Genomic DNA, 21,926 nt, shown 5'->3' with positions numbered 1-21,926 from the left:
AAAAAAGAACATATTACTACCACTTTTGCAGTTTTTGTCGTAGAATAGTTACGTTGCACTGATAGTGGAGGTTATGACCGGAAAAAGACAGACGTCTTTGAACCGGTCTAAAAGCCTGCCGATCTTTATCTGCCATAGGAGGATGGAGAATGAACATTCATGAGTATCAAGGTAAAGAGATACTTAAGCAGTACGGTGTAAAAGTTCCTGAAGGACGCGTAGCTTTCACAGTGGAAGAAGCTGTTGAAGCAGCGAAAGAACTGGGCACCCAAGTAAACGTAGTAAAAGCGCAAATTCACGCTGGTGGCCGTGGTAAGGCTGGCGGTGTAAAGGTTGCAAAAAATCTTGATGAAGTTCGTACATATGCCAGCGAAATTCTTGGCAAAGTACTGGTTACTCATCAAACAGGACCAGAAGGTAAAGAAGTTAAGCGCCTTCTGATCGAGCAAGGCTGCGACATCAAGAAAGAATACTACGTTGGTGTAGTTGTTGACCGTGCTACTGGAAGCGTTGTAATGATGGCTTCCGAAGAGGGCGGTATGGACATCGAGGAAGTAGCAGCAAACAATCCAGAAAAAATCTTCAAAGAAGTAGTTGATCCAGTAACAGGTCTGAATGGCTTCCAAGCTCGTCGCCTGGCTTACGCAATCAACATTCCAAAAGAATTGATTAACAAAGCTGCCAAGTTCATGATGAGCTTGTACCAAGCTTTTGTTGATAAAGATGCTTCTATCGCTGAAATCAACCCACTGGTTGTAACTGGCGACGGTGAAGTAATGGCACTGGATGCGAAACTGAACTTCGACAGCAACGCTCTCTATCGTCACCCTGACATCGTAGCTCTGCGCGATCTGGATGAAGAAGATGAGAAAGAAATCGAAGCTTCCAAGTTCGATCTGTCCTACATCGCACTTGATGGTAACATCGGTTGCATGGTAAACGGTGCAGGTCTGGCGATGGCAACAATGGACATCGTGAAATTCTACGGTGGAGACCCTGCTAACTTCCTTGACGTTGGTGGCGGAGCTACTGAAGAGAAAGTAACAGAAGCGTTTAAAATTATTCTCCGTGACGAAAAAGTAAAAGGTATTTTCGTCAACATCTTCGGCGGCATCATGAAATGCGACGTTATCGCAAACGGCGTAGTAAATGCAGCAAAACAAATCAAATTGGACAAACCTCTCGTTGTACGTCTCGAAGGTACAAACGTAGATTTGGGTAAGAAAATCCTCAATGAGTCCGGTTTGAACATCGTAGCTGCAGAATCTATGGCTGATGGTGCTGAGAAAATCGTATCCTTGGTAAAGTAAGTTATCTCGAGTAGATACGTTAAAAAAGGTGGGAAAATTACGCGATGAGTATTCTCGTTAATAAAAATACAAAAGTAATTACGCAAGGGATTACGGGTGCAACTGGTCTGTTCCACACTCGCGGAGCCGTTGAATACGGTACACAAATGGTGGGCGGTGTAACACCTGGTAAAGGTGGAACCGAAGTTGACGGTATTCCAATTTTCAACACAGTGAAAGAAGCAGTTGAAGCAACTGGTGCTACTGCATCTGTTATCTACGTTGCTCCTCCTTTCGCTGCTGATGCGATCATGGAAGCAGTTGACGCTGAACTGGATCTGGTAATCTGCATCACAGAAGGTATCCCAGTTCTGGACATGGTAAAAGTTAAGCGCTACATGGAAGGTAAGAAAACCCTTCTCGTAGGCCCTAACTGCCCTGGCGTAATCACTCCAGGTGAGTGCAAAATCGGTATCATGCCTGGTTACATCCACGTTCCAGGTAAAGTAGGTATCGTATCTCGCTCTGGTACCTTGACTTATGAAGCAGTTCACCAAACTTCTACTCGCGGCCTGGGTCAATCCACAGCTGTAGGTATCGGTGGAGACCCAGTAAAAGGTATGGAGTTCATCGATGTACTGAAAATGTTCAACGAAGATCCAGGTACCGAAGCAGTTATCATGCTGGGTGAAATCGGTGGTACTGCAGAAGAAGAAGCAGCTGAGTGGATCGCTGCTAACATGAAAAAACCAGTTGTAGGCTTCATCGGCGGGCAAACTGCTCCTGAAGGAAAACGTATGGGCCACGCTGGTGCGATCATCTCCGGTGGTAAAGGTACAGCTGCTGAGAAAATCGCGAAGCTCGAAGAATGTGGTATTCGCGTAGCGAAAACACCTGCAGTTATCGGTGAAACACTTGTTGAATTGCTGAAAGAGCGCGGTATGCTCGAGAAAGTAATGGGCAAGTAAGCATAGAAGACAGAAGTGGACAGGCTTAGGCTTGTCCACTTTTTTATTTTTGAAGCAGCCTCTTTCTTTCGATAGAATAACTTTCAAAACCGTCAACTGTGACAATAGCGATCGGGATGAAGGAGGATTTCGGAATGGGAAAGGCTCAGCTCGACGAGAGAGACTGGCTGTATGTGTTAACGATGATAGCGGGTTTGGGAAGAAAGAAAATCAGAGAAATCTTTGAAATCACTGGTTCTTTTCAGGTGGCCATCGAAAATTGGCACGAACTGGCACATGAGCTCAGATTGACTTCCTTGATCACTGGGCATGTTGACAAGCAAAGCAATGAAGCATCAGCTATGGCGCTATTGGAAAGGCGTGAAGAAGAGGGAACGCGCTTCTTATGTCCTTTTGACGATGCTTATCCTGTTTCGCTCCGCAATATCCCGGATTCTCCATGGACACTGTTTTATCGTGGTGATCACACCTTATTGGAGAAATTGTCGATTGGCGTCGTTGGTTCGCGCAAACCGACACCATATGGAAGAGCGAGCTGTAGCTTTTTTGTCCGAGAGCTGGTACAAGCAGGTCTTGTCATTGTCTCAGGGGTAGCATATGGAATTGATGCGGAAGCTCACCAAGCTACGTTGAAAGCAGGCGGTAAGACCATTGGTGTGCTCGGGTGTGGAATGAATCACGTTTATCCTTCTCGGCATCGAGAACTTTATCGCGAAATTGAATCTTTTGGCCTACTCCTCAGTGAATATCCTCCACATATTCCACCTATATCTGGATTATTTCCAGAGCGAAATCGTATCATAAGTGGACTTTCTATCGGTGTATTAGTGGTGGAAGCAGCAGAAAAAAGTGGATCCTTGATTACGGCAGACTGTGCACTTGAGCAGGGCAAGGAAGTTTTTGCAATTCCTGGCCCGATTTTTTCATTGATGAGTGCGGGGCCGCATAACTTGATCAAACAAGGTGCAAAGCTAGTAACGTGCAGTAACGATATTTGGGAGGAAATCAAGCATCATCTTCCAGAAGCTGTACGGAAGCAGCAGGCCGAAAACAGAAAGGCAACCGAGGTTATTCCCTTATCTAATGAAGAAAAAGCGATTGTAGAAGCCGTAACATATGATGGCATTCATTTGGATGAGTTAATGAGCAGTTTAGAAAAAGATCAGCGCAGGATGCTACATCAGCTGGTGATTCGTTTGGAAGCAAAAGGGGCCATCGTCGCACTTCCGGGCGGTTATTTTGCTCGTCGATAGCGTTTTTTCCAGATATTTGGTAATGTCTAGACGTACAAGTGTTTGACAAACCGGATAAGGGTATTTAATAATAGGGAAGATTCCTTACTAAAAGGGGAGGAAAAAAATGGCTGATACGCTAGTAATCGTAGAATCCCCTACGAAGGCCAAGACCATTGGAAAATACCTGGGTAGTAAATATATCGTGAAAGCGTCTATCGGGCATGTACGTGATTTGCCGAAAAGTCAAATGGGTGTAGACGTTACGCGTAATTTTGAACCCAAATACATAACCATTCGCGGCAAAGGCGATGTATTGAAGGGCTTAAAAGATGCCGCTAAAAAAGTAAAAAAAGTATATCTCGCAGCCGACCCGGATCGCGAAGGGGAGGCAATTGCTTGGCATTTGGCACAATACCTTGGGCTCGATTTGAATCAGCCGCTTCGTGTGGTATTTAATGAGATTACCAAAGATGCCATCAAAGAAGCGTTCAAGCATCCACGACACATAAACATGGACTTGGTAAATGCTCAGCAGGCACGTCGCATTCTCGACAGACTCGTAGGCTACAATATCAGTCCAATTCTATGGAAAAAGGTTCGAAAAGGCTTGAGTGCTGGACGTGTTCAATCGGTTGCGGTAAAGCTTATCATGGATCGTGAACGGGAGATCCAAGAGTTTATACCAGAAGAGTATTGGACGATTGCGAGTACATTGATCAGCGGCGGAAAAGAAATTAACGCTAAGTTCTATGGTTATGGCGATGAAAAGGTGGAGCTTCATTCGGAAGATGATGTAGCAGCGGTATTGAAACGAATGAAGAACAAACCATACGTGGTACAAAAGGTAACCAAGCGAGAGCGTAAGCGCAATCCTGCACCTCCTTTTATCACGAGTTCTTTACAGCAAGAAGCAGCTCGTAAGCTAAACTTCCGCACTTCTAAGACCATGCGAATTGCTCAAGAGCTCTATGAGGGGATCGACGTTGGCAATAAAGAGGGCGCAGTTGGTTTGATTACCTATATGCGTACAGACTCTACTCGCCTATCTGCGACTGCACAGAACGAAGCAAGAGAATACATACTTGAGAAATATGGTTCAGACTATGTGTTAACTGAGCCACGCAATCAGGCGAAAAACGAAAATGCTCAAGATGCTCACGAAGCGATTCGTCCAACAGGTGTAATGCGTACACCGGATGAAATCAAGGAATACTTGTCGAGAGATCAGCTTCGCTTGTATCGATTGATCTGGGAGCGTTTCCTTGCCAGTCAAATGTCATCTGCTGTTCTTGATACGATGAGCGTAGATATTGACGCAGGTGGAGTTACCTTCAGAGCAACAGGATCCAAAGTGAAGTTTCCTGGATTTATGAAGGTATATATTGAAGGAAACGATGACGGTGCAGAAGAAGAAAGCTTCCTTCCGCCCATTGAAGAAGGACAAATCCTCGAACAAAAAGAAATCGAGCCGAGTCAGCACTTTACACAGCCACCACCTCGATTCTCTGAAGCGCGCATGCTTAAATCATTGGAAGAGATGGGGATTGGACGTCCATCTACCTATGCGCCTACATTAGAGACCATTCAAAAGCGAGGCTATGTGGCGTTAGAGGAGAAACGATTTGTTCCGACTGAATTAGGCGAGATTGTGATCACGCTTGTCGAGGAGTTTTTCCCGGAGATTCTCAACGTAGAATTCACTGCGCATATGGAATCGGGTTTGGATAATATCGAAGCAGGGACCACCAATTGGGTGCAGGTGCTGGACGATTTTTATCACGACTTTGCAAAGCGCGTAGTTGTTGCAGAAGAAGAAATGAAAGAAGTAGAGCTGAAAGTCGAAGAGTCGGATGAATCATGCGAGCTTTGCGGCCGTGTGATGGTATATAAGCTTGGTCGATTTGGCAAGTTTTTAGCTTGTTCCGGATTCCCGGATTGCCGTAATACGAAGCCGATTGTAAAAGAAATCGGCGTAAAGTGTCCGCAGTGTGAAACCGGAGAGATTATCGAACGTAAATCTAAGAAGAGTCGTATTTTTTATGGCTGCAATCAATACCCGGAATGCGATTTTGTATCGTGGGACAAACCGATTGCCAGACCTTGTCCAAAATGCTCCAGCATGCTCGTGGAGAAAAAGCGCAAGAAGCAAGGAGTTAGCATTGTTTGCACCAAGTGTGATTATCAAGAAGAGGCAGACTCCTAAGCAGCCTGATTTGATTTTGTAGTTTGGAGGATTAACAGCATGTCACAACCAACAATTACAGTAGTGGGTGCTGGTCTCGCTGGTAGTGAGGCAGCATGGCAAATCGCGCAGGCGGGTGTAAAAGTAAAGCTGTATGAAATGAGACCGAAGACACAAACGCCTGCACACCATACCGATAAATTTGCAGAGTTGGTATGCAGTAATTCATTGCGTGCTAACACGTTGACGAATGCAGTGGGTGTATTAAAAGAAGAAATGCGTCGATTGAACTCTGTCATTATCGATGCGGCAGATCGTTGCGCGGTTCCAGCAGGAGGCGCGCTTGCCGTAGACAGACACGAGTTCTCGGCTCATGTTACAGATGCCGTTCGTAATCATCCTTTGGTTGAGGTCATTTCGGATGAGATTACCGAAATTCCTGATGGGATTGTCGTAATTGCGACGGGGCCACTTACTTCTCCTGCTTTGTCTACAAAGTTAAAAGAGCTGACGGGTGAAGAATACCTGTACTTCTATGATGCAGCTGCACCCATTATTGAGAAAGACTCGATTGATATGAACAAGGTATTCGTCGCTTCCAGATATGATAAAGGTGAAGCAGCCTACCTGAACTGCCCGATGACTGAAGAGGAGTTCAATCGCTTTTATGATGCGCTGATCTTTGCGGAAACAGTTCCATTGAAGGAATTTGAAAAGGAAATCTTCTTCGAAGGCTGCATGCCGATTGAAGTATTGGCAAAGCGTGGGCACAAAACCATGACATTTGGTCCCATGAAGCCAGTGGGGCTGGTTGATCCACGGACAGGCAAAAAGTCTTACGCGGTTGTACAGCTTCGTCAGGACAATAGTGCTGCGACATTGTATAATATCGTAGGCTTCCAGACTCATCTAAAATGGCCGGATCAAAAAAGAGTCTTTTCACTCATTCCTGGGTTGGAAAACTGCGAAATCGTTCGTTATGGTGTCATGCACCGCAACACCTTTATCAACTCGCCAAAACTGTTGAAGCCTACGTATCAGTATAAAGATCGCGAAACACTTTTCTTTGCTGGTCAAATGACTGGTGTAGAAGGATATGTAGAGTCAGCAGCATCAGGCTTGCTTGCGGGGATAAATGCAGCACGACTCGCAAAAGGGGAAGAATTGATCGAGCTTCCGCCAGAAACAATTATGGGCAGCATGGCTCGTTATATTACAACGGCAGATCCAAAGCATTTCCAACCAATGAACGCAAACTTCGGATTGGTACCGGAATGGCCAGAAAGAATCCGCGACAAGCGTTTGAAAAATGAAAAGCTCGCTGAGCGGGCGCTAGATACAATTCAGAATTTTACACAAGAACGACACAATTAACATTGATATCCGTTTTTCGTCTGTGTTACTATATAGGTGCTTCGAGGAGGGTGCATCCCGTATGGACATTTCGCAACAAAATTCTGCGGATATTGAGATGTTTACCCGCTATTTGCGAGTTGAAAAAAACGCCTCTCCTCATACGGTGAAGCAGTATGTGGCAGATATCAGCGAATTTGTCTCCTTTATGGAACAGCACCAAATCACCGTATTTGCTGCTGTTTCTTATTTGCATGGTCGCTCCTTTCTCGCGCAATTGGCTGGCAGGGGGCTTTCCCGACGAAGTATTGCCCGCAAGCTATCCAGTTTGCGTAGCTTGTACCGATTTCTGTTGCGTGAAGGTCAACTGGAACAGAATCCATTTCAACTAGTCTCCACTCCCAAAATGGAGAAGAAACTTCCTTCCTTTTTATATCCGCAAGAAGTTCAAGCTTTTTTCGATCTGCCTGATACAACCACTCCATTGGGAATTCGTGATCGGCTGATTTTTGAACTGTTGTATGCAAGCGGCATGCGTGTTACGGAGCTCACCACTTTATCTGTGAGTGATGTGAATCCGAGTATGGGAGTCGCCTTGGTTTATGGAAAAGGAGCGAAAGAACGATATGTGCCGGTTGGAAGTTATGCCTGCGACGTTCTTCGGCAATACCTAGAATATGGAAGAGAAAAACTGTTGGCTGGAAAAGTAGAACACGGCAATTTGCTGGTTAACTATCGGGGAGAACCGTTATCCGACCGCAGTGTTCGGCGGATTGTAGACAAATACGTAGATACGTACGCTCTTCAATTGCGGGTTTCACCACATACCTTTCGTCATACGTTTGCAACCCATATGTTGAACGGCGGCGCTGATCTGCGTACTGTGCAAGAATTACTGGGACACGTCAATGTTTCGACGACACAGGTGTACACCCATGTGACCAAAGAGCGACTTCGGCATGTATATGACACCGCTCACCCACGAGCAAACCCGGGCAATACAGGTTCCGCCAATCGGACATAACGGGAGGAATCAGTGATGGAACAGTTTCACGCAACAACCATATTTGCTGTACAGCATAATGGGTCTGTAGCGATGGCCGGAGATGGTCAGGTTACTTTTGGCAACAGCATGGTAATGAAGCACGGTGCCAAAAAAGTAAGACGTCTATATCGCGGCGAAGTTTTAGCAGGATTCGCTGGCTCTGTTGCTGATGCCATTACGCTTTTTGAGAAGTTTGAAGGAAAGCTGGAGGAGTATCACGGCAATCTGCAGCGTGCTGCTGTAGAGCTGGCGAAAGAGTGGCGCATGGATAAAATTTTGCGTCGTTTGGAAGCCATGATGATTGTTGCCAATAAGGAGCATTTGTTGCTTATTTCCGGAAATGGCGAAATCATTGAGCCTGATGATGGGATTCTTGCAATTGGTTCTGGCGGTAGCTTTGCCCTTGCAGCAGGTCGTGCATTGAAAACATATGCGCCGGATCTCGGCGCACGTGAAATTGCGGAAGCATCGCTTCGTACCGCTGCTGAAATTTGCGTGTTCACAAACAACAATCTTGTTGTGGATGAGTTGAATTGAGCGAAAGGGAGGAACCTACTGTGCTGAATCTTGAGCAATTAACCCCGCGGAAGATCGTAGAGCATTTGGATAAATACATTGTCGGGCAGGCACAAGCCAAGAAAGCTATTGCTGTAGCGCTTCGCAACCGCTATCGTCGCAGTCGTTTGCCAGAGCAAATGATTGAAGAGGTTGTTCCAAAAAACATCTTGATGATCGGACCTACTGGTGTTGGAAAAACGGAAATTGCACGTCGGATTGCAAAACTGACAGGTGCTCCTTTTATTAAAGTAGAAGCAACCAAGTTTACGGAAGTCGGTTATGTAGGACGCGATGTAGAATCGATGGTCCGTGATCTGGTGGAAGCTTCTATCCGTACGGTCAAACAGGAAAAAGTAGAGTCGGTGAAAGAGAAAGCCGAGAAGCTTGCGAATGAAGCGATTGTGGACGTACTCGTTCCATCTCGCAAGCAGTCGAACTCGTTCAAAAATCCGTTGGAGATGTTCTTCGGTGGACAGCAGCAACAGCAGCAGGATACCTCTGATCAAGAAGAAGTGTCGATCCAGCAGCAACGCAGACAAGTCATGTGGCAATTGACGAATGGCCAGTTAGAAGAGCAAATGATTGAGATCGAAGTCGAAGATCAATCACCTTCGATGTTTGACATGTTCCAGGTTCCGGGTACAGAACAAATGGGGATGCAAATGCAGGATATGCTCGGTAGCCTGATGCCTAAGCGGATGAAGAAACGAAAATTGCGAATAAAAGATGCGCGAAAGGTATTAATTCAGCAGGAAGCGCAAAAACTGGTGGATATGGACGAAGTTACGCAGGAGTCAATTCGTCGAGCTGAACAACACGGTATTATCTTCATTGACGAAATTGACAAGATTGCGGGTAAGGATGGGCGTGGCCCAGATGTATCCCGTGAAGGGGTCCAGCGTGATATTTTACCGATTGTGGAAGGCTCAACTGTCATGACTAAGTACGGTCCTGTCAAAACAGATTATGTTCTGTTTATCGCAGCTGGTGCTTTTCACATGGCAAAACCATCCGATTTAATTCCTGAATTGCAAGGTCGTTTTCCGATTCGGGTGGAGCTGACTAGCTTGCGCGTTGAAGATTTTGTCCGAATTTTGACTGAGCCTAAAAACGCGTTGCTTAAGCAGTACGTGGCCCTCTTGGAAACAGAAGGGGTGCGTATTGAATTTACACCGGAAGCCATTCAGGAACTCGCTCGTCTCGCTGCTGAGGTCAATCAGAGCACAGATAACATTGGTGCTAGACGATTGCACACCATATTGGAGAAGCTACTGGAGGATCTCTCTTTTGAAGCCCCAGAAATCCACCTAGAAGTTGTACAGATTACCCCCGATTATGTCAAACAGAAATTAGGTAAAATCGTGGGGAACAAAGACTTGAGTCAATATATTTTATAAACATTGGATAGGCAGCACATATAATTAGGAGGAAATACAGATGGATCTACTGTCAAAAACAAGAAGAATTAACCGCATGTTGCAAAAATCCGCGGGTCATGCCGTGAACTTCAATGAAATGTCCCAAGTTTTGAGTGACGTTATCGAAGCAAATACTTATGTTGTAAGCCGCAAAGGAAAACTTCTCGGCTTTGCGATTCATCAAGAGATGGATAACAGCCGTATGCGTAAAATGCTGGAAGAGCGCCGTTTTCCAGAAGAGTACAGCATGGGGTTACTGAAAGTAGATGAAACATCTGCGAACCTGGATGTAGATAGCCCATACACCATTTTCCCAGTTGAAATGAAAGAAGTATTCCGCACAGGTTGGACGACGCTTGTTCCAATTATGGGTGGAGGAGATCGTCTCGGTACGCTGATTTTGGGTCGTATTAACGATCAATTTGTCGATGACGACCTGATTCTTGCAGAAGTAGGGGCAACTGTAGTAGGTATGGAAATCTTGCGCGAGCGTTCTGAAGCAATCGAAGAAGAAGCACGCAGCAAAGCGGTTGTACAAATGGCGATTGGTTCCCTCTCTTATAGTGAGTTGGAAGCTGTTGAACATATTTTTGAAGAACTCGAAGGCAAAGAAGGCTTGCTCGTAGCCTCCAAAATCGCGGATCGTGTAGGGATTACTCGCTCCGTAATTGTAAACGCACTGCGCAAGCTGGAGAGTGCGGGCGTGATCGAATCCCGTTCTTTGGGGATGAAAGGTACCTTCATTAAAGTGCTGAATGAAAAGCTGTTGCCTGAACTGGAGAAGCTCAAAACCTCCTAATATACCTTGCGAAAAGTTACAAGAAAGTAAACAAAAGGTGTAGCAACTCATGTTGCTGCACCTTTTCTCATGGGACTTTAGTCCTAATTAAAGCAAGAAACGACACATTATTACCATAAATTATATGATGATTTTTAATGCATACCTCGACGATTGCAATGGTTTGAATATGGTTTCCTTGTAAAATGCAGTAAAAAAACAGGAAAGATAAGGGATTTAGTCCCATTGAATCATTTTGAAAAACGTCATGAAAAGGGGCTTTTTTGTCCAAATTGATTTTGCTATGATTGAATCGTATTAGGGTGTCGAAAATACAGGAAATATAGGTGGATTTAGGGAAAGTAATTGACTCATATTGGGGGAGAAGGAAAAAATGCTGGATAGTTACCATCTGCAGGTCCTGGAGAGATCACTCGACGCTGCAACATTGCGACATAGAACGATCGCAAACAACCTTGCCAACATAGACACCCCTCAATTCAAAAGTCAACAAGTCATCTTCGAGAGCTTTTTGCAAGATGAGTTGAACGCAAGAGCGGGAAATGGCAAGTTAGAAGCGTATCGGACCAATCAACGACACCTACCGTTTGGAAATGTAGGGGGCGTTGCAGTACCACAGGTTGTGTCCAATCCGAATAACTTCATTCAGAACAGTGGTAATGATGTTGACTTGGAAACTGAAACAACAGAATTGGCCAAAAACCAAATTTGGTACAGTGGTTTAACGCAATTGACAGCAGGACATTTTCAAAAGCTACGCAGTGTAATTGAGGGTGGAGGTAAATAAAGATGAGCTTGTTTCAGGGAATTAACACAAGTGCTTCTGCCTTAACAGCTAACCGCTTGCGATTGGATACGATTTCTTCCAATATTGCGAATGCGGAAACCACTCGAGCAAACTTCGTAGATGGCGCCTGGCAGCCATATCGGAGGAAAATGGTGGAGTTGTCACCTCAAACAAATGGAACGTTTGATAACTTCCTGCAAGCAGCCGTGGGGACGGTCTCAGGAAGTCGGGGTGGACAAGGTGTAAAGGTTACATCGATTCAAGAAGACAATACTCCGTTTAAGCGAGTATTTGATCCATCTCACCCAGATGCAGATCAAGACGGATATCTCTTGATGCCGAATGTCGACCCGATGAAAGAGATGGTGGACATGATCTCTGCATCAAGATCATACGAAGCCAACGTGACAGCACTGAACGCTTCCAAATCGATGATGCTAAAAGCGTTGGAAATCAAGTAAAGCGGGTGACAGTAAGGAATGGAAATGAGTGCAATCTCCCAACTAACGCCAATTCGTACACCGAGTGTGAACAAGCCAACCCCAGCTGAAGTTTCCCAAGAATTCTCATCGTTTCTATCGGATGCCATGAATAAAGTGAATCAGGCGCAAGTAGAATCGTCGAATCTTGCCGACAAGTTTGCAGCGGGAGAAATTACCGACTTGCACCAATTGACTGTTGCAGGTCAAAAAGCTTCCGTGATGCTACAGATGACTATGCAGGTCAGGAACAAGATGATTGAGTCTTATCAAGAAATCATGCGCATGTCGATTTGATCGTTGTTGGTATCCTTTGAGAGGTGAAACATGAACGAACGTTTAGCAGTATACAAAGACCAGATTACGTCAAAATGGAACCAATTTTCCAAGAAACAAAAATGGATGATTCTCGGTATTTCGCTCTTCCTCTTGATTTCTCTTGGTCTATACATATACATCGCTTCTCAGCCGGTGTACAAACCACTCTACAACCAAAAATTGAGTGAACAAGAAATCGGGACTATCAAGCAAGAGTTGGAAGCTTCACAAATTCCATATCGAATCACGGGGAATGGTACAAGTATCGAGGTTCCAGAAAAAATGGCACAAGATGTCATTGTCGATTTGGCTGCACAAGGTATTCCGAGTCAAGCAGGAATTAATGCAGAAATTTTCTCTAGTACCCTTGGAGTTACAGATCGCCAATTTGATGTCATGAAGAAAGAGGCTTTGCAACAAGAGCTGCGCAAGATGCTGGAACGTGTAAAAGGTGTACGCTCCGCACAAGTGATGATTACATTGCCGCAGGAAAGCGTTTGGGTGACGGAGACTCCGGATACAGCGACGGCTTCCGTTATCGTCGATGTTGAACCTGGAACAACGCTTGATCAAAAGCAAATTAACTCGCTATATCTGCTTGTTTCCCGAAGCGTTCCGAAATTGCCGATGGAAGCGATTGCGATTACAGACCAGTATTCCAATCCACTAGAACGTTCCGAAGGCAATGAAAGCGAAGGCACATTGAGTAGCTTTAAGCAACAGGAAACAATTAAAGCGGATGTTGAAAAGAAAATTCAACAAAACCTGTACAACTTGTTGGGTACAATCATGGGACGCGATAAAGTCATCGTCCATACGTTCATCAAAATGAACTTTGACAAAGAAAATCGCGTAGAGAACATAGTTGAGGCACCTGACAAAGAGAATAACGAAGGACTTATCATTTCTTCTCAAAAATTATCAAAAGCCTTCTCTGGACAAGGTCAACCTCCAGGGGGAATTGCAGGAACCAATAACAATGCAGTTACGAACTACCCGGGAGCTGCCCCACAAGGAAGTAACAGTCAATATGAAGAGTTGAATGATACGATTAACCGTGAAGTAAATCGTATCACACGAAATGTCACATCAAGCCCGTACAAGATCGAAGACATCACAATCAACGTTGGGGTAGAACCGCCAGCTAGTGGAACGATGGATGCAGCTACGCTCGAGAGCATCAAACAAGTGTTGCGCAATGTTGTTCGTGTCACTTTGAGTGATCAGGTTTCTGATTTAACGGATGCTGAGTTGGACAAGCATATTTCTGTACTCCCTCGTCAGTTCTCAGGAAAAGCTGAGATTGAGGATTCCGGTGCACTAAGTCCTGCTGTTCTTTGGACAGTTGGTGGTATTGCAGTCTTGGCACTTGCTGCTGTTGCCTTCCTCGTTTATCGCAGACGCAGTCAAGCGAAGCAACAACAAGAAGAAGACGAATTGCCAGACTTGCTGACACCGTTAAACGCGGCCGAAATACCAGACTTGATTTACCAAGAAGATGGAGACCAGGTAGTGGTCAGAAAGCAACTTGAAAAATTGGCGCGAAGCAAACCAGATGAGTTTGTTGTTCTGCTTCGTACTTGGTTAGCAGAAGATTAAGGAGTGAATGGTATGGCTCGCGGCGCTAAAGAGTTGTCAGGACGACAAAAGGCAGCTATCCTCCTCATCTCACTCGGGCCGGAAGTTTCTGCCCAGGTGTTCAAGCATTTACGTGAGGATGAGATCGAGCAACTGACATTAGAAATCGCCAATGTGCGAAAAGTGGATACGGATGAAAAAGATAAAATTTTATCTGAATTTCACCAGATAGCAGTTGCCAAAGAGGTAATTGCACAAGGCGGGATTACGTACGCCAAAGAAATTTTGCAAAAAGCTTTGGGTGAGACCAAAGCGATGGATATTATCAATCGCTTGACGGCAAACCTTCAAGTTCGACCGTTTGACTTTGCTAGAAAGGCTGACCCAGGTCAAATCCTTAACTTTATTCAAAATGAGCATCCGCAAACGATAGCTTTGGTGCTTTCTTATCTGGAAGCTCAACAAGCAGCCATGATCTTGTCCGCTCTTCCGCAAGAGCGTCAAGCAGAGGTTGCGAAACGTATTGCGACTATGGACAGCACTTCACCGGAAGTAATCGCTCAAGTTGAACAGGTATTGGAGCAAAAGCTCTCTGCCACTGTTACCCAAGATTACACGCAGGCAGGCGGGATCGAAGCGATCGTGGCTGTACTCAACGGTGTCGATCGTGGAACCGAACGCACGATTCTGGATTCCCTCGAAATTCAAGATCCAGAGCTGGCAGAAGAAATCAAGAAGCGTATGTTCGTCTTCGAGGATATTGCTACTCTCGACAACCGTTCGATTCAGCGCGTTATCCGCGATGTGGAAAATGCCGATCTGCAACTTTCTCTCAAAGTATCCAGCGAAGAGGTTCGGGAAGTTATTTTCCGGAACATGTCCAAACGGATGGCGGATACCTTCAAAGAAGAAATGGAGTTTATGGGCCCAGTTCGCCTTCGCGACGTCGAAGAGGCACAATCTCGTATCGTTGCAATTATCCGTCGCTTAGAGGAGGCTGGTGAGATCATCATCGCCCGCGGTGGAGGAGATGATATCATTGTCTAGGATCATCAAAAGCGCCAATTATCGGCCTTCTGAGGAATCTTTTCTCCTCTCGGTAACGCCTGTACCACTTAAGACGGAAGAAGTTGCTGAAAGGTTGCAAGAAAATCAGGAAATTTTTAATCAAGCTGAGATCGAGGCGAAAACGATCATCTCAGATGCAGAAGAAACCGCGCAAAGCATCTTGCAGCAAGCTTCGGAGCAAGCAGAGCAATTAAGACAAGAGACGCTTGCTCAGATGGAAGAATGGTGGGAACAAAAGCGTCAGGAAGCTGCGCAGCTGTTTCAACAAGTACAAGAACAGGCTATGACGGAAGGGCAGGAGGCAGGTTTCGAAGCGGGTAAACGTGAGGCATACGAGGAGCAAACAGCTACACTCAGCCAAGCAAAAACCATTCTGGAACAGGCGTTTGCCGACAAAAAACAGATTATAGCTGAGGCGGAGCCTTTTCTAGTGGAACTCAGCATGGAAATCGCTAAAAAAATCATTGGACAGGAATTGCAACAGCATCCCGAGCAGGTCCTGGAAATAACGAAAAAGGCACTCCGACGCTCACGTGTTTATGGCGAGATTACGGTATGCGTCAACCATAAGTACTTCGATTATGTGCTCGAACATCGTGCAGGTTTTCTGGAATTGTTAGATGGACAAGCAGAGCTCTCCATTTACCCTGACTATACCGTACAAGATGGTGGATGTGTCATCCGTACTGCTTTGGGAAGTGTCGATGCCCGCATTGATACACAAATGGAGGAGATTAAACAGGCGCTGCTTACGATTGCCCGAGGAAGTGAGGCTCCATGAGCATCCTAGATCTCTCGAAGTACAAGTACATGCTGCATGGATTAGATCCGATGCGCGTGAATGGAAAAGTGACACAGGTTGTTGGACTCACTATTGAGTCGCAAGGGCCAGAAGTGAAATTAGGCGAGATATGCCATCTATATCCGGCTAACACAAAGGAACCGATCATCGCAGAAGTTGTTGGCTTTCGCGAAAACAAAGTGCTGTTAATGCCATTAGGCGAATTGACCGAAATTGGTCCAGGTTGTGATGTGGTCGCGACAGGACGTTCGCTAGATGTAAAAGTTGGACCAGAAATATTGGGTTCGATCCTAGATGGGTTGGGTCGACCCTATCAAGGTTCACTGCCATTTGGGCTGACGTCTTATCCTACGAACAACATGCCGCCAAATCCGATCCTTCGTCCGCGCATTCAAGAACCATTGAGTGTAGGTGTGAGAGCGATAGATGGTCTACTTACCATTGGGAAAGGTCAACGGGTCGGCATCTTCGCTGGATCAGGGGTAGGAAAAAGTACATTGATGGGAATGATCGCCAGAAATACTACGGCAGACATCAATGTCATTGGTCTTATTGGAGAACGCGGCCGTGAAGTCATGGAGTTTATCGAGCGCGATCTTGGGGAAGAAGGACTAAAGCGGTCTGTTGTTGTCGTAGCTACTTCCGATCAACCTGCCATGATTCGAATCAAGGGAGCAATGATTGCGACATCCATAGCGGAATATTTCCGCGATCGTGGAATGAATGTCATGCTCATGATGGATTCCGTCACGCGCTTTGCCATGGCACAACGTGAGGTGGGCTTGGCAATCGGAGAACCGCCGGCTACGCGTGGTTATACGCCATCGGTTTTTGCGATGTTGCCGAAGCTAATGGAGCGCGCAGGAACAGCGGATAAGGGAAGTATTACAGCCTTTTATACCGTACTGGTTGATTCTGACGACATGAACGATCCGATTGCGGATGCGGCGCGGGGGATTTTGGACGGTCACATCGTTCTTGACCGGAAGATCGCTCACAAAGGTCACTTTCCTGCCATTGATGTGATGGCGAGTGTAAGTCGTGTCATGAATGAAATCGTCGATAGTAACCATTTGGATGCTGCTCGTCAGCTGAAAAAGCATTTGGCTACGTTTCGTGAAGCGGAGGACCTCATTAATATCGGGGCTTACAAGCCGGGAAGCAACCGGGAAATCGATGCGGCTATTCGCTACCGTGATATCATTTCTGGATTTACGGCACAAGGAACGCATGAGCCATCTACTTTGCAGGGCGCTATCCAAGCGTTGACAGCTCATTTCGGAGGAGTGAACTAACGTGCGTGTGTTTCAGTTTCATCTCCAAAAGGTTCTTGATTTAAAGGAAAAAGAAAAAGAACAAGCAGAGTGGGCTTTCGGAAAGTCGATCCAGCGTAAAAACGAAGAAGAGTGGAAGCTTACTCAACTAACCGAACATCATGACGAGATGACGGTGAAGCTTCAGGAAGTACAGATGCAGACATGCAGTGCTGCACAGCTCATTTCCATTACCCAATATCAACAATCTGTTGCGAGATCCATCCAGAATCAGCAACATACCTTGCACGGTTGTGAACAGGATGTGGAACGCTGTCAGTCACGATTGACGGAACGTATGAAAGAGTCCCAACTATGGCAACGCCTTCGGGAAAAGTCGCTCCACCAATTTCTGGACGACCAGAAGCAAAAAGAGCAAAAAGAGTTGGATGAGATCGGTACGCAGCTCTATCTTCGCCGAAGCTACTGAGGGAGGTTCCAAATGGAAGAAATCCAAGAAGAACGGGAATACGGCAGGTGGGAATGGTTCTTTTATATGATTGTCATTCCTGCACTGTTTGCCAGCCTCCTTGGCGGTGTGCTCCTGAGCTTGCTCGGAGTAAACGTGTTAGGGACTGTTCTCCACTGGGCTAACTCCATACCGTACGTGGAAAAATTAGTCCCGGACGAATATGCGGCAACTCCCGACTCAGAAGAACAACCTGACATGGACAAACAAGTGGCAACCCTACAGCAAGATCATGCAAAAAACCAGCAGCAGATTACCGCTTTACAAGAAGAGTCAACAAAGAAAGACGCCACTATTGTGGCACTGGAAAAGCAGATCGATGATTTAAACAAGGCAATGGAAGATAAACGTGCTACTGAGGAAGAACGTCAGAAGCAGTTTGCAGATTTGGCTAAAGTGTATACAACCATGTCACCCAAAAATGCGGCAGCCATTATTGAAAATCTCAAGCTGGAAGAGTCAGTGACGGTTATGACCAAAATGAAACCTGCCCAACAAGCGGACATTTTGGCGAAGATGGAACCGAAGAAAGCTGCCGATATTTCGATCTTGTTAAAAGATTCAGTAGTGAACAAAGATGATGACATTGCTGCTCTACAACAACGTGTAGATGTTCTTACAAAAGCGCTGAGCAATACGCGTGATGGGTCTGAATCGAATGAGGATCTAAACAATACATTTACTCAATTGCCGCCAGCGGATGCTGCTGCCATCATTCGTTCACTCATGAATACTAACAAGGCCCAAGCCATTGCTTTAATGAAAGATTTGCCTGCAAATAAACGGGCACAAACTCTCTCAGCGATCGCCAATGACGACAAGAAAGAAAAAGACAATCTGGCGGCTCGCATCACGACAGAGTTGCTTCGAAAATAGATTGAGCAATCATCTGTTTTCGTTCCTATAAGCAACAATTCAAAAAGAGGAGGTGAACGAGATGAATGTGGCCAATTTGACTCCTGCCGTAGGATCAGCTGGATCTGTTACAGCGGCACCTGTGGCAAATGCGGGAGGAACTGGTTTAGGTCAAATGTTTTCCATGCAATTGATGCAGATGTTGGATCAAGTGGGAAACGCAGAAGAGACAATGGTTGCGCCAGAGGGTTTAAGTGAAGAGGAGATGCTAGCATTAGCTGAGCTCATGGCATTATTTGCCCAACTGCTTGGCTCTGGTCAAACTACGCAAGACGAATTACCGCCTGATGCCCAAGAAAAATTTGCAACTGCAATTGAACAACTTTTGGGTAAAGCGCAAGGAAATGCTGGTCAAGTGAGTGAGGATTTGAAGCAGATTCTAGCTAACCTGAAAAAAGGGGAAGCAACTCCAAACGAACTGGACAAGCTGGCAGCTCTTCTCGAATCCCTGAAGAATCAAAAAGGAAATACGGAAGAGTCGAAAAAAAGTGGACTGAACTTGCGATCCGATGTGATGGCAAACATGAACACAACCCAGCAAGACACGTTTAAGACGATTTCACCACTACGGTTGAATCAAGGTCTCTCGGCTTACAAGCTAGAGGCAGGGATTCAGTCTCAAACTGTACAGCCTACCCTGCAAGGCGGCCTTTTGAATCAAGAGGGCGATGCGCAAGAGGGCATGTTGAATGGAAATGGTCAGACACCGATTATTGCTTCATCAAATACGCAGACACAATCGGTACAGACCTTTCAGCAACAGTCGGTTCCAACACATCATGTGAACGCCAATCAGCTGACACAGCAAGTCACACAACTTTTCGTGTCCAAGATGCAGTTGACGCAACATAATGGCGTACATGAGGCGAGGCTGATTCTGAATCCACAATCTTTGGGCCAAGTAGATGTAACCATTACTTCCCAAAATGGAGTGATTACAGCACAGTTCCATGCCGAAACACAGGCTGGAAAGGATATGCTGGACAATCAGCTTCCGCAGCTTCGAGCTGCGTTGACACAACAAGGTTTGCAAGTTGATCGCTTGGAGGTAAACCAGCAGCAGGATACAGCTTTTAACTTCCAACAGCAGCGTGAACAAGCACGACAACAGCAAGAGAATCGACAACAGCAAGATCAAGACGAGCAAGAATTTGCTCTCGATGCCCTGGTAGACAGCAATGAATCAACAGATGTGCTATGGGATCGATTGCGGGAAACGGCTCGCGGCATTGACGACATCGTCTAGGATTGGATATAAGGAGGAAGCGCCATGAACCATTTTCGTGTGGGGCAACCCTATTTTCCTCCGAAAACGAATCACGTCGCAAAAGCTACTACCCAAACTGCTCCGGGAAACAACACGTTATTTCAGCAGTATTTGACGGAATCGATTGGCGCTGCAACCAAGTCGGAGCCACTTAGTTTTAGCCAGCATGCCGTCAATCGCTTGCAGGAGCGGGGCATTACGCTAGAAAGACCGCAGCTGGAGCGTTTGGAGTCCGCTGTGCAAAAAGCAGCCGCCAAAGGCGCCAGAGAGTCTCTCGTTATGATGGATAATGTGGCCTACGTCGTGAGCATCGTAAATCGGAAAATTATTACCGCCGTAGACGATGGCAGCATGAAGGACAATGTATTTACAAACATCGACAGTGCCATTTTCGTGTAGGTGGCTGTTTACTGGGCTGGACCTCCTTTTGAGGAAGCCCATTCGGCTACCGACTGACAGAGGTAGCCGCTGTAAATGAGAAGGTAAAGGAGGAAATAACTATGCTTCGCTCAATGTACTCAGGTATTTCAGGCATGCGTGGTTTTCAAACAAAATTGGACGTTATTGGTAACAATATCGCGAACGTAAACACAGTTGGCTTTAAAAAGGGTCGTGTAATGTTTCAAGATATTTTGAGCCAAAACGTTCAAGGGGCTGGTGCTCCTACAGATGGTGGTAAAGGCGGTACAAACCCGACGCAAATCGGCCTGGGTGCTTCCATTGCTTCTATTGATACTGTTTTCTCTGCTGGTAGCCCAATGACAACAAACCTGCCGACAGACCTTTCCATCGAAGGAGACGCGTTTTTCATGGTCAGTCCTGATGAAGGGGCAACCATCTATTACACGCGTGCAGGGAACTTCACTCGTGATGCCCAAGGTTTCTTGGTGAACTCCCAAGGGATGAAGTTGATGAACACTGATCCGGCTCCAATCCAAATCAACCAAGCAGATGGAATTGTTTCTTACTCCATTGGTAAGGATGGCGTAGTTACGACTGTGGATGATACTGGAGCACTTGCTTCGGACAATACTATTGGCGTAATGACCTTCAACAACCCAAGTGGTTTGAAGAAGATCGGTAACAACCTCTACGAAAACACAGTGAACGCCGGTGCACGTGATGATGATCCAATGACTCCAGCTACTCCAGCAGATGCACGAATCAGCATCATCGCAGGACAACTGGAAATGTCCAACGTTGACCTTTCTGAAGAATTTACAGAAATGATCGTGGCACAACGCGGTTTCCAAGCAAACTCTCGGATCATCACGACATCTGACACAGTATTAGAAGAACTGGTGAACCTGAAACGATAATTTCGTTTAACGGAATTGGCCGGGGAAGTGTTCTAAGCCTTCCCCAGCCTGATCCGGAAAGGAGCAGCCAATGATTAAGTTAACTCGTTTTAACGGCTCTACTTTTTATCTGAACATCACTCACATTGAAACTGTTGAAGCAACTCCGGATAGCGTAATCACGCTATTCAACGACAGAAAGTACATCGTGAAGGATTCGGTGGAATCCATCGCTGAACGTGTTCAGGCTTTTTATCATAATGTTCCTCCGGCAACATCTGTACCGAAAATGCCGGGTGATTCAAATGAATAGCGGGAGGCATTAGCGATGTTTCAAAATCGATTGTTTAACATGGCTCTAATCATTATCATCGCGATATCGCTACTGGGAGTGATCTCGTTTGTTCTCTGGCAAACGTATCTCTCTCCGGATGCGCAAACAGCCACGACGGGAGAGCAAGAAGTGAAGACGCTCACGGCAGAGGAAATGAAAGAGTTCTCCGTTGACACTGGCGAAATTACTACGAACTTGCTAACGAATAATTACATGATTGTACGCTTTAGCATTACGGCCGACAGTGCTGATGCTAAAACAGAGCTGGAGCAGCGTTTGCCACAAGTCAATCAAGTGATTATTAAAACATTGGCGGGGTTGACACCAGAAGACATAAAAGGTACTGAAGGTGTGAACAAGCTGGAAGCAAAAATTATGAATGAAATCAGCTCCCTGATGCAAGAAGGTAAGATTGTTCAAGTAGTGACAACCAAACGCGTCTTGTCATAGG

At 45.8% G+C, this 21,926-nt stretch carries 23 protein-coding genes; all 23 read left to right on the top strand.

Going from position 1 to position 21,926, the window contains the following annotated elements; genetic code table 11:
* Nucleotides 1–149 precede the first annotated feature (149 nt).
* The 23 genes from sucC to HP398_RS04835 all read left to right on the top strand — a co-directional run bounded on the left by sucC (nt 150) and on the right by HP398_RS04835 (nt 21,925).
* On the top strand, nt 150–1,310 hold the full coding sequence (gene sucC / locus HP398_RS04945; RefSeq protein ID WP_007719385.1) for an ADP-forming succinate--CoA ligase subunit beta: 1,161 nt from the start codon (nt 150–152) through the stop codon (nt 1,308–1,310).
* A 44-nt stretch (nt 1,311–1,354) separates the two neighbouring features.
* A complete protein-coding gene (gene sucD / locus HP398_RS04940) occupies nt 1,355–2,257 on the top strand; it encodes a succinate--CoA ligase subunit alpha (RefSeq protein WP_007719376.1) in 903 nt (300 codons plus the stop codon).
* Nucleotides 2,258–2,391: 134 nt separating this feature from the next.
* Entirely contained in the window at nt 2,392–3,510 is a 1,119-nt protein-coding gene (dprA, locus tag HP398_RS04935) for a DNA-processing protein DprA (protein WP_173622012.1), read from the top strand.
* 106 nt (nt 3,511–3,616) lie between these two features.
* A complete protein-coding gene (gene topA, locus HP398_RS04930) occupies nt 3,617–5,695 on the top strand; it encodes a type I DNA topoisomerase (protein ID WP_017249339.1) in 2,079 nt (692 codons plus the stop codon).
* A 39-nt stretch (nt 5,696–5,734) separates the two neighbouring features.
* Nucleotides 5,735–7,048, top strand: a complete 1,314-nt coding sequence (gene trmFO, locus HP398_RS04925; protein WP_173622011.1) for an FADH(2)-oxidizing methylenetetrahydrofolate--tRNA-(uracil(54)-C(5))-methyltransferase TrmFO — start codon at nt 5,735–5,737, stop codon at nt 7,046–7,048.
* Nucleotides 7,049–7,109: 61 nt separating this feature from the next.
* The gene (xerC, locus tag HP398_RS04920; protein ID WP_017249337.1) at nt 7,110–8,051 is read left to right on the top strand and encodes a tyrosine recombinase XerC; all 942 of its coding nucleotides are present in this window, start codon (nt 7,110–7,112) and stop codon (nt 8,049–8,051) included.
* A 15-nt stretch (nt 8,052–8,066) separates the two neighbouring features.
* Complete coding sequence (hslV, locus tag HP398_RS04915) at nt 8,067–8,609, top strand: ATP-dependent protease subunit HslV (protein WP_017249336.1); 543 nt, start codon at nt 8,067–8,069, stop codon at nt 8,607–8,609.
* Nucleotides 8,610–8,629: 20 nt separating this feature from the next.
* Nucleotides 8,630–10,027, top strand: coding sequence for an ATP-dependent protease ATPase subunit HslU (gene hslU, locus HP398_RS04910; RefSeq protein WP_026043143.1), 1,398 nt, complete (start codon nt 8,630–8,632; stop codon nt 10,025–10,027).
* A 40-nt stretch (nt 10,028–10,067) separates the two neighbouring features.
* Complete coding sequence (gene codY, locus HP398_RS04905) at nt 10,068–10,847, top strand: GTP-sensing pleiotropic transcriptional regulator CodY (RefSeq protein ID WP_016743316.1); 780 nt, start codon at nt 10,068–10,070, stop codon at nt 10,845–10,847.
* Between the two features lie 373 nt (nt 10,848–11,220).
* On the top strand, nt 11,221–11,634 hold the full coding sequence (gene flgB / locus HP398_RS04900; protein ID WP_017249334.1) for a flagellar basal body rod protein FlgB: 414 nt from the start codon (nt 11,221–11,223) through the stop codon (nt 11,632–11,634).
* 2 nt (nt 11,635–11,636) lie between these two features.
* Nucleotides 11,637–12,095: a flagellar basal body rod protein FlgC gene (flgC, locus tag HP398_RS04895; protein WP_017249333.1), complete on the top strand. Its 459-nt coding sequence runs from the start codon at nt 11,637–11,639 to the stop codon at nt 12,093–12,095.
* A gap of 18 nt (nt 12,096–12,113) precedes the next feature.
* A complete protein-coding gene (gene fliE, locus HP398_RS04890; protein WP_017249332.1) occupies nt 12,114–12,410 on the top strand; it encodes a flagellar hook-basal body complex protein FliE in 297 nt (98 codons plus the stop codon).
* 30 nt (nt 12,411–12,440) lie between these two features.
* Complete coding sequence (gene fliF, locus HP398_RS04885) at nt 12,441–14,030, top strand: flagellar basal-body MS-ring/collar protein FliF (protein WP_173622010.1); 1,590 nt, start codon at nt 12,441–12,443, stop codon at nt 14,028–14,030.
* Nucleotides 14,031–14,042: 12 nt separating this feature from the next.
* On the top strand, nt 14,043–15,056 hold the full coding sequence (gene fliG / locus HP398_RS04880) for a flagellar motor switch protein FliG (RefSeq protein WP_007719331.1): 1,014 nt from the start codon (nt 14,043–14,045) through the stop codon (nt 15,054–15,056).
* Nucleotides 15,040–15,858: a flagellar assembly protein FliH gene (gene fliH / locus HP398_RS04875; RefSeq protein WP_017249330.1), complete on the top strand. Its 819-nt coding sequence runs from the start codon at nt 15,040–15,042 to the stop codon at nt 15,856–15,858. The genes fliG and fliH overlap by 17 nt, the downstream gene beginning before the upstream one ends.
* Nucleotides 15,855–17,174, top strand: coding sequence for a flagellar protein export ATPase FliI (fliI, locus tag HP398_RS04870; protein ID WP_017249329.1), 1,320 nt, complete (start codon nt 15,855–15,857; stop codon nt 17,172–17,174). Before fliH ends, fliI begins: the two co-directional genes overlap by 4 nt.
* A 1-nt stretch (nt 17,175) precedes the next feature.
* The gene (gene fliJ / locus HP398_RS04865; protein ID WP_017249328.1) at nt 17,176–17,622 is read left to right on the top strand and encodes a flagellar export protein FliJ; all 447 of its coding nucleotides are present in this window, start codon (nt 17,176–17,178) and stop codon (nt 17,620–17,622) included.
* Nucleotides 17,623–17,634: 12 nt separating this feature from the next.
* A complete protein-coding gene (locus HP398_RS04860) occupies nt 17,635–18,537 on the top strand; it encodes a MotE family protein (RefSeq protein ID WP_069849276.1) in 903 nt (300 codons plus the stop codon).
* A 61-nt stretch (nt 18,538–18,598) separates the two neighbouring features.
* The gene (locus tag HP398_RS04855; RefSeq protein WP_173622009.1) at nt 18,599–19,822 is read left to right on the top strand and encodes a flagellar hook-length control protein FliK; all 1,224 of its coding nucleotides are present in this window, start codon (nt 18,599–18,601) and stop codon (nt 19,820–19,822) included.
* A gap of 24 nt (nt 19,823–19,846) precedes the next feature.
* Nucleotides 19,847–20,242, top strand: a complete 396-nt coding sequence (locus HP398_RS04850; protein ID WP_069849272.1) for a TIGR02530 family flagellar biosynthesis protein — start codon at nt 19,847–19,849, stop codon at nt 20,240–20,242.
* A gap of 101 nt (nt 20,243–20,343) precedes the next feature.
* Entirely contained in the window at nt 20,344–21,162 is an 819-nt protein-coding gene (gene flgG / locus HP398_RS04845) for a flagellar basal body rod protein FlgG (protein WP_017249324.1), read from the top strand.
* 70 nt (nt 21,163–21,232) lie between these two features.
* A complete protein-coding gene (locus HP398_RS04840) occupies nt 21,233–21,454 on the top strand; it encodes a flagellar FlbD family protein (RefSeq protein WP_017249323.1) in 222 nt (73 codons plus the stop codon).
* Nucleotides 21,455–21,469: 15 nt separating this feature from the next.
* Complete coding sequence (locus HP398_RS04835; RefSeq protein ID WP_017249322.1) at nt 21,470–21,925, top strand: flagellar basal body-associated FliL family protein; 456 nt, start codon at nt 21,470–21,472, stop codon at nt 21,923–21,925.
* The last annotated feature ends 1 nt before the right edge of the window (nt 21,926 follow it).

This window comes from Brevibacillus sp. HB1.4B, from assembly GCF_013284285.1.
Lineage (GTDB): Bacteria > Bacillota > Bacilli > Brevibacillales > Brevibacillaceae > Brevibacillus > Brevibacillus porteri.
This window is presented reverse-complemented; position numbering and strand designations above follow the sequence as displayed.